11 protein-coding genes are annotated in these 12,850 nt (G+C 59.1%); 8 read left to right on the top strand and 3 right to left on the bottom strand.

The features are described 5' to 3' along the window. The first annotated feature begins 66 nt into the window (after nucleotides 1–66). The 6 genes from mtnK to GGD46_RS17165 all read left to right on the top strand — a co-directional run bounded on the left by mtnK (nucleotide 67) and on the right by GGD46_RS17165 (nucleotide 7,254). The gene (gene mtnK / locus GGD46_RS17190) at nucleotides 67–1,338 is read left to right on the top strand and encodes an S-methyl-5-thioribose kinase (RefSeq protein ID WP_184705999.1); all 1,272 of its coding nucleotides are present in this window, start codon (nucleotides 67–69) and stop codon (nucleotides 1,336–1,338) included. After that, the gene (mtnA, locus tag GGD46_RS17185; protein WP_184705997.1) at nucleotides 1,335–2,429 is read left to right on the top strand and encodes an S-methyl-5-thioribose-1-phosphate isomerase; all 1,095 of its coding nucleotides are present in this window, start codon (nucleotides 1,335–1,337) and stop codon (nucleotides 2,427–2,429) included. The genes mtnK and mtnA overlap by 4 nt, the downstream gene beginning before the upstream one ends. A 4-nt stretch (nucleotides 2,430–2,433) precedes the next feature. Continuing rightward, a complete protein-coding gene (locus GGD46_RS17180) occupies nucleotides 2,434–3,369 on the top strand; it encodes a transketolase (RefSeq protein ID WP_184705995.1) in 936 nt (311 codons plus the stop codon). Nucleotides 3,370–3,371: 2 nt separating this feature from the next. Next, nucleotides 3,372–4,373, top strand: coding sequence for a transketolase family protein (locus tag GGD46_RS17175; RefSeq protein WP_184705993.1), 1,002 nt, complete (start codon nucleotides 3,372–3,374; stop codon nucleotides 4,371–4,373). Next, nucleotides 4,373–5,491 (top strand): RuBisCO large subunit C-terminal-like domain-containing protein, encoded by a 1,119-nt coding sequence (locus GGD46_RS17170; RefSeq protein WP_184705991.1) that lies wholly within the window; start codon nucleotides 4,373–4,375, stop codon nucleotides 5,489–5,491. Before GGD46_RS17175 ends, GGD46_RS17170 begins: the two co-directional genes overlap by 1 nt. Before the next feature lie 470 nt (nucleotides 5,492–5,961). Further along, nucleotides 5,962–7,254 (top strand): NCS2 family permease, encoded by a 1,293-nt coding sequence (locus tag GGD46_RS17165; protein WP_184705988.1) that lies wholly within the window; start codon nucleotides 5,962–5,964, stop codon nucleotides 7,252–7,254. Nucleotides 7,255–7,832: 578 nt separating this feature from the next. Here GGD46_RS17165 and GGD46_RS17160 read toward each other — a convergent pair. The 3 genes from GGD46_RS17160 to puuE all read right to left on the bottom strand — a co-directional run bounded on the left by GGD46_RS17160 (nucleotide 7,833) and on the right by puuE (nucleotide 10,834). After that, a complete protein-coding gene (locus GGD46_RS17160) occupies nucleotides 7,833–8,486 on the bottom strand; it encodes a hypothetical protein (protein WP_184705986.1) in 654 nt (217 codons plus the stop codon). A gap of 359 nt (nucleotides 8,487–8,845) precedes the next feature. Further along, entirely contained in the window at nucleotides 8,846–9,331 is a 486-nt protein-coding gene (locus GGD46_RS17155; protein ID WP_184705984.1) for an ureidoglycolate lyase, read from the bottom strand. Nucleotides 9,332–9,376: 45 nt separating this feature from the next. Beyond that, complete coding sequence (gene puuE / locus GGD46_RS17150; RefSeq protein ID WP_184705982.1) at nucleotides 9,377–10,834, bottom strand: allantoinase PuuE; 1,458 nt, start codon at nucleotides 10,832–10,834, stop codon at nucleotides 9,377–9,379. A 160-nt stretch (nucleotides 10,835–10,994) separates the two neighbouring features. Here puuE and uraH point away from each other — a divergent pair, with 160 nt between their 5' ends. Together uraH and xdhA are read left to right on the top strand one after the other, a co-directional pair. Continuing rightward, on the top strand, nucleotides 10,995–11,360 hold the full coding sequence (uraH, locus tag GGD46_RS17145; RefSeq protein ID WP_184705980.1) for a hydroxyisourate hydrolase: 366 nt from the start codon (nucleotides 10,995–10,997) through the stop codon (nucleotides 11,358–11,360). Nucleotides 11,361–11,366: 6 nt separating this feature from the next. Further along, a complete protein-coding gene (gene xdhA / locus GGD46_RS17140) occupies nucleotides 11,367–12,848 on the top strand; it encodes a xanthine dehydrogenase small subunit (RefSeq protein WP_184705978.1) in 1,482 nt (493 codons plus the stop codon). Nucleotides 12,849–12,850: the final 2 nt, after the last annotated feature.

Here is a 12,850-nt window from a genome sequence, read left to right as displayed (position 1 = left end):
TAGTTGTGCCCATGACGGCATGTCGAAACACGGTGGAGGCCGCGACATGCGCAGGAGGAGAGCATAATGGACACCCAAGTCTTTGCGGCGCTCAGCGTCGAGACATTGCCGGGCCGACTTGGCGGCAACGCCATTCTTAGGGAAAAAATCGGCGACGATTCCACGCGATGGGCGGTCAAGGAAGTCGGCGACGGCAATCTCAATCTCGTTTTTATTGTCACCGGAGAAAAGGGAGCCGCCATTGTCAAACAGGCGCTGCCTTATGTGCGACTTGTTGGCGAAAGCTGGCCGCTTCCTCTGAAGCGCTCGTTTTTCGAATATCATGCCCTGATACGCCAATCCCAGCGCGATCCTGGCATGGTGCCGGAAATCTTTTTCTTCGACGCCGCCCAGGCCATCATCGTCATGGAATTTCTGACCCCGCATGTCATCTTGCGACGGGCATTGATCGATGGGCACATCCTTCCAAAGATCGGTCGCGACCTCGGGCTTTTTTGCGCACGCACCCTCTTTCGCGGTTCCGATTTCTCCATGGTCACGCGCGACAAGAAGGCAGACGTGGCGCTCTTCGCCGATAATGTCGAGCTCTGCGACATCACAGAGAATCTCGTCTTTTCCGATCCCTATTTCGAAGCGACGCTCAACCGGCATACCTCGCCGCAACTTGATCCGATCGTTGCAGAATTGCGTGGCGATCGAGACCTCAAGGTGGAAGCACAGCGGTTGAAGCATCTCTTCTCCGCCAAGGCAGAGACGCTTTGCCATGGCGACCTTCATACCGGCTCGGTGATGGTCACAGATGACGAAACGCGCGTCATTGATCCGGAATTTGCCTTTTACGGTCCAATCAGTTTCGACGTCGGCATGCTGCTCGCCAATTTCTGGATGAGCTATTTCGCGCAAAGCGGTCATGAAAGCGACGATGCGGGGCGCGATGAGATGCGCACGTATTTGCTCGATACGGTCGAAACCATCTGGGAAACGTTCCGCGCCGAGTTCGCCAATCTCTGGCGCAACGAGCGCAAGGGCATCCTGTACCAGGCCAGTCTCTTCGAAGATCAAGGTGACATGATGGGAGCCGAACAGGCTCTAAACATCGTCCTCGACGAGATCTATCGCGAAATGCTGGGCTTTGCTGGCATCGAGATGCATCGCCGCATTCTTGGCCTTGCCCACAATGCCGATTTCGAAACCATCGCCGATCCCAACCGTCGGGCTGCCTGCGAGAAGAAGGCGCTGAAACTTGGGCGCCACCTCGCCGTCAACCGGCATCGTATCCATAGCCTCAAAGATGTCCGCGCGACAGCAAAACGGCTTCAGAAGGAGACACTCGCTTGAAAGTCGGAGAACGCCATTACCATACGATCTGGCTCAACGAGGACGGCCGCTCGGTCGACATTATCGATCAGCGCTGGCTGCCGCATGAATTCAGAGTCGTCACGCTGAAGACAGTCGATGACGTTGCCGTTGCCATCCGTGACATGTGGGTGCGCGGCGCGCCGTTGATCGGGGTCACGGCCGCTTATGGCGTTGCCATCGCCATGGCAAAGGACCCTTCCAGCGCGCATCTCGACGCCGTCTGGGAAGAGCTCAACGAAACCCGCCCGACCGCCATCAACCTGCGCTGGGCGCTGAACGCCATGCGCGAACACCTGCGGCCGCTGTCGGAAGGCGCACGCGCCGAAGCCGCCTACAAGCGTGCCGCCGAAATTGCCGAGGAAGATGTTCAGCTCAATCGCGCGATCGGCGCGAATGGCTTGAAGGTCATCCGCGAGATCGCCGCGAAAAAGAAGGCGGGCGAACCTGTCCGCATCCTTACCCATTGCAATGCCGGATGGCTTGCGACGGTCGACTACGGCACTGCAACGGCGCCGATCTATATGGCGACGGAGGAAGGCATTCCCGTCCACGTCTATGTCGACGAAACCCGCCCGCGCAACCAGGGCGCCTATCTCACGGCCTGGGAGATGAACGGCCATGGCGTGCCGCACACGCTGATCGTCGACAATGCCGGCGGCCACCTGATGCAGCACGGCGATATCGACATGGTCATCGTCGGAACGGATCGTACAACGGCAAACGGCGATGTCTGCAACAAGATCGGAACCTACCTCAAGGCGCTTGCCGCCCGCGACAATGGCGTGCCCTTCTACGTTGCATTGCCGTCACCGACCATCGACTGGACAGTTCACGACGGCATCAAGGAAATTCCGATCGAGGAGCGATCCGCGGACGAAGTCAGCTTCGTTCAGGGCAAAGCACGGGATGGTTCAATAGCGAGCGTTCGCATCTCGCCTGAAGGAAGTCCTGCGGCAAATCCCGCCTTCGACGTCACGCCTGCCCGCCTGATCACCGGCCTGATAACGGAACGCGGCATCGCGACGCCGTCGCCGGAAGGTCTGAAGGCCCTTTTCCCCGAACGGAGCTGAGACGATGACCCTCTCCAATCAGAAATCCACGGAAGATATTGCGCTTGGAATTCGCCGTCGCGTCTTCTTCCACACGATGAAGAACAATGGTGGCTATCTGAGCCAGGCTTGTTCGGCCGCCGAGAGCCTGGCCCTTCTCTATAATGAGTTCCTGCAGCTCGGCGAACCGACGCTTCCGAAAGTGCCGCTTCCCTTCCGTGGCGTGCCTTCGGCCCACAATCCGGATGCTTTCACGGGCGCGGGCTACCACGGTCCGTTCGCACCCGAGTTCGACCGCTTGTTCATTTCACCTGCACACTACGCGTTGGTGATCTACTCGGCGCTGATCGAGATGGGGCGGATGGACGAACATGCGCTCGACCACTTCAACAAGGATGGCGGCTCGGTCGAGATGATCGGCGCCGAACACAGCCCCGGCATGGAAGTGACGACCGGCTCGCTGGCACAGGGCCTTTCCATGGCGTCGGGCGTTGCCTGGGCACGACAGAAGAAAGGCGAGCCGGGCAAGGTCTGGGTCTATATGTCGGATGGAGAATTCCAAGAGGGCCAGACCTGGGAATGCCTTGCGGCCATGGCCTATCACCGGATAGACAACATCCGCGTCATCGTCGACGTCAACCGCCAGCAATGCGATGGCGCCATGTCTTCGGTGCTTGACCTTGGCGATCTTGCCGCGCGCATCGGCGCCTTTGGCGTGACATGCCGCTCGGTCGATGGTCACGATCTCGGCGCCATGCGCCAGGCCGCCGAAAGCGCGGAAGCCGGCAAGCCACTGGTGATCCTCGCCAATACCTCGCCCTATCAGGGTATGAACTTCCTCAAGAAGCGCTTCCCGCGACTGCACTATGTTCGCTTCAAGAGCGCGGACGAACGGCTGGAAATGCAGGCGGCACTGGCCGCCGAGCTTGGCATCGACATGAACGCAGCGGAAAGGACCTGAACATGGTCGAGATCGTCAACCGTCCCTATGCCAAGGCGTTCGAAACCTTTGCGGTCGCACGGCCGGAAGTGCTCTGCCTTTCGGCGGATCTCACCTCCTCCTGCGAGGTCGACGGCTTCCGTGACCGGCATCCGGAGCAGTTTCTGACACTCGGCATGGCCGAGCAGAATATGCTGTCCTTTGCCGGCGGCCTTGCGATGCAGGGCTATCGCCCGTTCCTTCACACGTTCTCGGTGTTTCTGTATCGCCGCCCCTACGATCAGCTGATCAATTCCATCGCCTATTCCAACCGCAAGGTCCGGCTCATGGGCTTTCTGCCTGGCATTACGACGCCGGGCGGCATCACCCATCAGGCGATCGAAGACATTGCCGTCATGCGTGCGGTGCCGAACATGACCGTGCTTGAAACCGGCGATGCAACGGAAGTCGAAACCGTCCTCGAAGTCGCGGACGCCATTGATGGCCCCGTCTACGTCCGCGTCCTGCGCGGCGAGGTGCCGCGCCTCTTTTCGACGCCTTTCGAATTCAACCGGCTGCGCACGCTCTCCGAAGGCGACGACATCCTCGTTGTCAGTTCCGGTGTTTGCACAGAGGAAGCACTGCGCGCGAGCGGGCCGCTCAAGGCGCGCGGGGTTGGCGTTCATCACCTGCACGCCTCAACGCTGAAGCCATTCGACCGTGATGGCCTGCTGAAGGCCGCTCGCGGCAAGAAAGGCGTCGTCACGCTCGAAAACCACACGATCGTCGGCGGCCTCGGCTCGCTGGTTGCGGAGATCCTGGCCGAAGAAGGCATCGGCATCAAGCTGAAGCGCCTCGGCCTCAACGATACCTTTGCGCATGGCGCTTCCAAACCATATTTGATGAAGAAATACGGACTTGATGCCAGCGCGCTGGTCGGAGCCATCGAACAGCTCCTCGGCAAACCGCTTGCCATTGGGGAAGATGAACTGGCAGAGGTCCGTCTCGATCACGTTCATTCCGCGCAGAAAGCCGAGGCACTCTGATGTCCCCGCGCTTTACCGTCACCTATTTCATCCGGACGGAGGATGCTGAAGAGGCACGCAAGCGTGCCCTCGACATCGCGCTCGAACAGACGGTCGAAATTCCACGCCACGTCGTGCCGAAGGGTTATGTCGAAGACGAAATCCTCGGCAGGTTGGAGGCGCTCGATAAGGATAGAGATGGGCGACAGGGCTTCCTTGCAACCATCTCTTATTCCGAAGACGATATTGGCGGCGATTTCCCGCAATTTCTCAATATTGTCTTCGGCAACAGCTCCATCAAACCTGGTTTGAAGGTGGAGGATATCGGTCTTTCGCCCGGTATCCTCGATCTCTGCAAAGGCCCACGGCATGGCATCGCCGGACTGCGTGCCCGCGCTGGCGTTGGCGAAACGCCCTTGCTGATGTCGGCGATCAAGCCGGTCGGCCTCTCGACGAAGGAACTCGCCCGTCTGGCCCATGATTTCGCGCTTGGCGGCATGCATTACGTCAAGGATGATCACGGCCTCGTCGATCAGAAGACGTCGCCGTTTGGCGAACGGTTGCGGGCCTGTGTGGACGCCGTCGGCGAAGCCAACGCCAAGAGCGGCGGAAAAACGAGCTTCGTGCCCAATGTCACTGGTCCGGCCAATGCGATCATCGGCCGAGCCATGCAGGCTCAGGAAGCCGGAGCCGGCGGCGTCATGATTGCACCGGCGCTGGCAGGCTACGATGTCATTCGCACCCTCGCGGCCGATCCGGATTTCAGCCTGCCTCTTATCTCGCATCCAGCCTTTGCGGGTGCCAATGTGGTTTCGCCCGACTGCGGATTTACCCATCGCACTTTCTTCGGAACCCTTCATCGGCTGATGGGCGCAGATGCCGTCATCTATCCGAATTTCGGTGGCCGCTTCGGCTTCACCCGCGAGGAATGCCTATCCATCGCCGGTGCTTGCGCCGTTGAACTGGGTGGACTGAAAGCCATCGTACCAGCACCCGGCGGCGGCATGACGTTGAACAGAGTGGGCGAGATGCGTGCGGCCTATGGCAACGACATCATGTATCTGGTCGGAGGCGCCCTGCTGGAGACTGGTAATCTGGTGGAGGCCTGCCAGCGCCTGTTCGATGCCGTTTATGCCTGATCGACGGTGACCACCGGATCTGCCTGACACGAGCCTCGACGCTGCGGATGCCGAACATTCGCAGCAGCGAGATGAATAAGCGTTATCTCTTGCCGTTCCCACGCGGCAACGAGCGATCACGGTTTCGCCATGCGACGCGAAATAGGTTGGCTTTGTCACAGTCCCGCTATAGATATGACTGATAACAGTCTAGCCCGACCGCGTAATTGGGCGATATCGCCTGCAAGGACAACGGCCTTGCAGTGATCGATCGACCTCAGATCGAACGCAATACCCGCGGAAATAGTGCGAAAAATTAGAATGTCTTTCGCGAATTGCGGGGAAATCCGGCTCTAGCTTCCAAACCCATTAACAGCGCACAATCCATCTTCGCTACGGAGCGTTTATGAGCGCTTCTCGCGGCCGGCATCGGAGGAGATGCAGGCGAGCCCCTTGATTTCACGAGCGTCGGGAACGCTTTGGGAGGAACAATGCTTGAACGGCTTTTCAAACTAAGCGAGCACGGCACGTCCGTCCGCACGGAACTCATCGCAGGCGTGACGACGTTCCTGACGATGTCCTACATCATCTTCGTCAATCCGGATATTCTATCGACCACCGGCATGGATCGGAATGCCATCTTCGTTGCGACCTGTCTTGCCGCAGCCTTGGGTTCGATCATCATGGGTGTCGTCGCCAATTGGCCGATCGGCATGGCGCCCGGCATGGGACTTAATGCCTTCTTCGCCTTCACCGTCGTCGCAGCGCTGGGCTTTACCTGGCAGCAGGCGCTCGGTGCCGTCTTCATCTCCGGCTCCATCTTCGTTCTTTTGACGGTAACCGGCGTGCGCAGCTGGCTAATTGCCGGTATCCCGCGCTCGCTCAGAAGCGCTATCGCCGCCGGTATCGGCCTGTTTCTCGCGATCATCGCACTGAAAAGCGCTGGCATCGTTGTTGCTAACAAGGCCACGCTCATCGGCCTCGGTGATCTGAAGCAGACTGGCCCGCTCCTTGCGATCTTCGGCTTCTTCGTCATCGCCGTTCTCGATGCGATGAAGGTGAAGGGCTCGATCCTGATCGGCATTCTCGCCGTCACCGTCCTTTCCTGGATCTTCGGCGTCAGCCAGTTCCACGGCATCGTTTCGGCACCGCCCTCGATGCTGCCGACCTTCCTGCAGCTCGACATCGTCGGTGCTCTGCATGGTGGCCTCGTCCATATCATTCTCGTCTTCGTCCTCGTCGAAGTCTTCGATGCCACGGGCACGCTGATCGGCGTCGCCAAGCGCGCCAAGCTGCTCGAGGAAGGCAAGCCGAGCCGCCTAAGCCGAGCCCTGCTCGCCGACAGCGCAGCGATTGTCGCTGGTTCGCTGATGGGCACCAGCAGCACCACCGCCTATGTCGAAAGCGCCTCGGGCGTTCAAGCTGGCGGCCGCACGGGCCTGACGGCGCTGACGATTGCCGTGCTCTTCATCGCGGCCCTGTTCTTCTCGCCGCTCGCCGCTTCGGTTCCGGCCTATGCGACTGCCCCGGCGCTGCTGTACGTCGCCGGTCTGATGATGCGCGAGCTCACCGAAATCGAATGGGATGATCTGACGGAGGCAGCACCTGCAGCCCTCACCGCGCTTGCGATGCCCTTCACCTACTCGATCGCCAACGGTCTTGCCTTTGGCTTCATCAGCTATGTGGTGCTGAAAGTTTGCACTGGCCGTTGGTCGACGCTGCATCTGGCAACGCAGATCGTCGCGGCCTTGTTCATCGTCCGCTTCGCCTTCTTTGCAGACTAAAGGCATCGAGCTGAAAAGGAGCCGGAACGCCCAATGGGGTTCCGGCTGTTTGTGTATCCTATGACCGGGCTAGCAACCGTCACCGGCAGCGAAAACCGGCTTGATGGAAGCTGGTTCACATTGCGCTTGTGTGTGACGCATCCGATATCTCGTCTAGAAATTCAGTCGTCACAACCTCCTCAGGAAGTGGGGTCATGCCGGTCCGGATACCCTCCGTATGCCACCACATTGCGTCACGAGGCATTCGCGCTCGACGGAGAGGCTCCATCTCCGTGAAAATGAACCGGCGCCTGTAAGCGCTGGGGCTCTCCACGAGAAAGAAGGGCTTCATGCGTTCTGGACCAAGGAACCATGGCCTTTTCAGGAAGCGTTCAGGCTCCTCTGTCCAGAGCGGAGGCGGGCCTACCCTCCATCGACGGCAGAGATGCTCGCCAATCGCGCCTACAAGCGCATCAAAACGCTCGTCTCCCGTCAAACCGGGTGGATCAACAAGCCTATCTCGTCTTCGTCGACTGGAGGGGTCCAGATAGAAACCGTCAAGAAAGCTGGCAAGGTGGTAGCGAAACTCGCTACCCGCTTCAAGGTGCGAGCGGACGGCCGCGGCCAGCGATCCAGGTCGGATTTGCTGCATTGGCGCCATTGTATTCATCGACCAGACCCTTGATCTTCGCGCTCATTCGCGTGGACACGGTTGGAACTACGACTCCCGGAATGTTAGGATAACATTGCTCCATGAGTTCAACAATCTTCTCAAAAGTATTGATCCCGGTCAGCTTCATGAGCGCAACAGCGTCCGTCATATCCGTAAGATTCTTATCATCATCGGGTGCTCGATTGGCCAGCACCTTCATCGCAAGCAAATATTCTGGCGTGGGTGTGAAGATCCGAAGCCCCAGCGCCGATCCATCTCTCGGATAGTCTCTGAATTCCAGAAGATGAGGGGCGGGGTTTCCTCGGGGAGGAGCGAATTGCTTTGCCGCCTGGTTCATCCACCCTTCAGGGAGACGGTTTCTCCGAGTAATGGTGTCTACGATCTTTCTCGCCTGTTCCTCATGATTAAGATAGACGGCATCAACGTCTTCCGACGCCATGCGAATATCGGAGGCCAGAACTAGGCATGATCCGCCATAAACCGCCATGTCCAACACGATGCCGCGTTGTGAAGCCAGTTTCGCGATCGCGTCGAAGGCATCCTCAATCGTCAGCTTATCAAGTTTCCTGTCGGCAACCATGCTTGATCTCCGGATACGTGCAGTTTGAATTCACCTACTCTTGGCGGTGAACTATCTGATTTTCCCTAATATTATCCTTGAGTCAGCTATGATCAAAGATCCCGATTTGGGGGCTGAGACCACCGCTTGTTCACACTTTACATACAATGAAGGCTACAGCTACCACCAGCAAACTCTTTGGAGAGACGAGAGGCGCATCTTCGCGGCTGAAGCTGAGCTTCCCGCTGGATCCAAATTCAGATTTGGCCGCTGCCCCGGATGGGCGTAAGGCCGTCACTTTTGAAGAGCCTAACTATTCGGAGAGGGGGCGCCGCTGCCACGATGCCCCCTTTTATCCTTCGAATTCTCCCTAGTATCGCTCAGCGGATCAGGAACGGCTCGTCAAAGAAATGCTCTTCGAGGTTTACACCTTCGCCGCCTCGATCCACCACGGCAAAATCCGAGGGACCATCGAGCGGCGTCAGGATACCGTGCCAGACATTGCGACCGATATTGACGCCCTGCCCTGGCTTCGTCCGGAAGGCCAATGGTTCGGCCGGTCCGTTCGCCGTCTCCTTGGCGACGACGACCAGGAACGGGTAGTCCGTCAGCGGTATGAAGGCCTGGCTGCCGAGGGGGTGCCGCTCGACCATTTTTAGCTCTAGCGGCAGCTCATACGGTTCGCCGCGCAAGAGGCTGATCATCGCCCGTGCCTTTTCGCCCGTTGTCTCGATCTTCGCCAGATCGTGATAGCGCACGCATTTTCCGGCATTGATGGGGTAATTATATGCCCCTTCCATCTCGATGACGTCGCCAAACGGAAAGAAGGCTGCGTTGGTCAACGGCTGAATTTCGATCACTTTCATTCACGCTCTCCTCGTCTCTGTTGCTCCCATGCATGCATCCGTCGTTCATGCCGCAGGCCGCTGCTCGCGCGGTCTCTCGCCCTCCTCATTGGGAAGCATGGCGGCAAGCCGCAGGCGTGCGATTCGCTCCACCTGACCGCAGGCAGTGGCGAATTCGGCGGCGCGGTCATTCTCTATCCTGGTCTCGAACGCAGCGAGGATCCCGGTTTTCGTATGGTCGCGGACGGCAATGATGAACGGGAAACCGAATTTTCCGACATAACAGTCGTTAAGCTCGGTGAAACGCTTGCGCTCCTCATCCGTCAGCGCATCGAGGCCAGCGGATGCCTGTTCCTCGGTCGAACTTGCCGTCAGGCGCTTGGCCTGCGCCAATTTGCCGGCGAGATCCGGGTGAGCGACGAGCACACCGAGCCGCTCGTCTTCGCTCGCTGCACGAAACTGGAAAGTGAGTGCCGCGTGGAGGCCTATGGCTGTGTCGTTTGCCGGGGAAAGCTCGCCGGCATAGGCCCGCTTTGCGATCCAGGGCGAATGTTCGAAAACGCTGCCGAAGCGTTCGACAAATTCGGCTTCAGGCATCTGCGAGGGCCGCTCGGCAACCGGCTTCGGCGGGTGGGTCCTGGCCCAATGTTCGGCTATATCGATGCGCCGCGCGATCCAGACTTTGTCATGGCTTTGGATGTAGTCGATGAAGCGGGCAAGCGCCATGACGCGACCCGGTCGCCCGATCAGCCGGCAGTGCAGGCCGATACTCATCATCTTCGGGCTGCCTGCGGCACCCTCTGCATAGAGAGCGTCGAAAGAGTCCTTCAGATAGCTGAAGAACTGGTCGCCGCTGTTGAAACCCTGCGGCGTTGCGAAACGCATGTCGTTGGCATCGAGCGTATAGGGAATGATCAGCTGGTGGCGATCACCATGCTCATACCAATATGGAAGATCGTCGGCGTAGGTGTCGGAAATATAGTCGAAGCCGCCCGCTTCCGTCACAAGAGCGACGGTGTTGACGGAACAGCGCCCCGTATACCAGCCACACGGCCGCTCTCCGGTGACAAGCGTGTGCAGGCGCACGGCTTCCGCAATCGCCGCCCGCTCCTCTTCCGGTCCCATATCCTTGTGTTCGACCCATTTGAGGCCGTGCGAAGCAACTTCCCAACCGGCTTCCAGCATGGCGGCGACCTGTGCCGGTGATCGTTGCAGAGCCGTCGCAACGCCATACACGGTGACTGGGACCTGCTTTTCGGTAAACAGCCGATGGAGGCGCCAGAAGCCGGCGCGAGCGCCGTATTCGTAGATCGATTCCACGTTCCAGTGGCGCTGGCCGGGCCATTGGGCGGCACCAACGATTTCCGACAGAAAGGCTTCCGATGCCGCGTCGCCATGCAGCACGCAGTTCTCGCCACCCTCTTCGTAATTCAGGACGAATTGTACGGCGACGCGTGCGTCGCCTGGCCACTGTGCAGCCGGTGGCGTCTGGCCATACCCGTGCATGTCACGGCAATATCGCATGAAACACTCCTCCAAATGTCTTCGATGACAAATTTCTAACCGCAAAATGCGCGCATTATTCCCCTTGGAAATTTTGAAAGTCTCGAACGATACCGCTGCTTTTCAGTGGAATAGGCCTGGCGGATAGTGGATGCAGGAGCGCTACGTTCGGGAGAAGAAAATGCAGCCTCATTCGCAAGGAGCCGGTCGGCTCACGACCCATGTTCTGGACACGGCGCTCGGCAAGCCGGCGCAGGATCTGCGCATCGATCTCTACCGGTTGGACGGAGAAACGCTGCATCTTCTGAAATCCACGCGGACGAATGACGATGGCCGATGCGACGCGCCGCTGCTGGCGGGCGACGAAGTGAAGTCAGGCGTCTACGAGCTGCACTTCCACGCCGGCGACTACCTTGGCCGTTCGAGTGAAGGCCCGATGTTCCTCGACATCATTCCGATCCGCTTTGGCCTTGGCGATGAGGGCGCGCATTACCATGTGCCGCTGCTTCTCTCGCCCTACAGCTACTCCACCTATCGCGGGAGCTAGACGATCATGCCGATGACAATCCGCTCCGAATTGCGCTTCATCCTCAACGGCCAGAATGTTGCACTTCATGACGTCGCGCCGGACCAGACCTTGCTCGACTGGCTTCGACTGTCACGCTCGCTGAAGGGTACGAAGGAGGGCTGCGCCGAGGGTGATTGCGGCGCCTGCACCGTGCTTGTCGGACGGCTGACGCCTTCAGACAGACTTGTCTATGAGGGGGTCAATGCCTGCATTCGCTTCCTTGGCTCGCTTGACGGCTGCCACGTCGTCACTATCGAACATCTGGCCCCCAGCGATAACCATCTGCATCCCGTGCAGCAGGCCATGGTCGATTTTCACGGTTCGCAATGTGGCTTTTGCACGCCGGGCTTCGTGATGTCGCTCTATGGGCTCTGGATGCAGACGCCGAACCCGACGGACCAGCAGATCGAAACCGCTTTGCAGGGCAATCTCTGTCGCTGCACCGGCTATGAACCGATCCTGCGCGCCGCTCGCTCCATTTCCAGCTATGGCGGAACACAAAACGATCCGCTGCTTGTCGAGCGCGAAACCATGATTGCGCGCCTCAAGGCCCTACAGGATGGCGCGCGGGTGGAAATCGGCGAAGGCCGTGGTCGGCTAGTCGTCCCGGCAAACCTCGACGATTTCGCCGTTTTTCTTGAGGCCACTCCAACTGCGACTGTGGTGGCCGGCTCCACCGATGTCGGCCTGTGGGTCACCAAGCACATGCGCGACATCACGCCGGTCGTTTTCATCGCGGGACTGCAGGAACTGAAGTCGCTTACCGTGAAAGATGGCAGCATCTCCATCGGTGCTGGCGTCACCTATTCGGAAGCGATTGAAACAGTCTCGCAGCATATTCCGGAGTTCGGTCCGCTCATTGCGCGCATCGGTGGCCAGCAGGTCCGCAACATGGGCACGATCGGCGGCAATATCGCCAACGGCTCCCCGATCGGCGATACGCCACCGGCCCTTATTGCGCTCGGCGCATCGTTGACCTTGCGCAAAGGTGCCATCCGGCGCACCATCGCGCTTGAAGACTTCTTCATCGCTTACGGTAAGCAGGATCGCCAACCCGGTGAATTTGTTGAAACCGTGCATATTCCGATCCCGGCATCAGGCGAAAAATTCGCCGTCTACAAGGTGACGAAGCGCCGGGACGAAGACATCACGGCCACACTGGGCGCTTTTCGCATGACCCTTGCCGACGATGGCACGGTGACGGAAATCCACATCGCCTATGGCGGTATGGCCGCAACGCCGAAACGGGCCTTCGCCGTCGAAAAAGCGCTGCTCGGCCAGAGCTGGAGCGAGGAGACGGTAGAGGTCGCCATGGAGAAATATGCCGAGGATTATTCGCCGCTGACCGATATGCGCGCTACTGCGGACTATCGTGCGCTCGCCGCGAAGAACCTTCTGTTGCGCTTCTACCTGGAAACCACCTCCCATGCGACACCGGCACAGGTGTCCAGATACGAGGCCGCGTGAAC

The sequence above is a fragment of the Martinezella lusitana genome (assembly GCF_014207095.1).
Classification (GTDB): Bacteria; Pseudomonadota; Alphaproteobacteria; order Rhizobiales; family Rhizobiaceae; genus Rhizobium; species Rhizobium lusitanum_B.
This window is presented reverse-complemented; position numbering and strand designations above follow the sequence as displayed.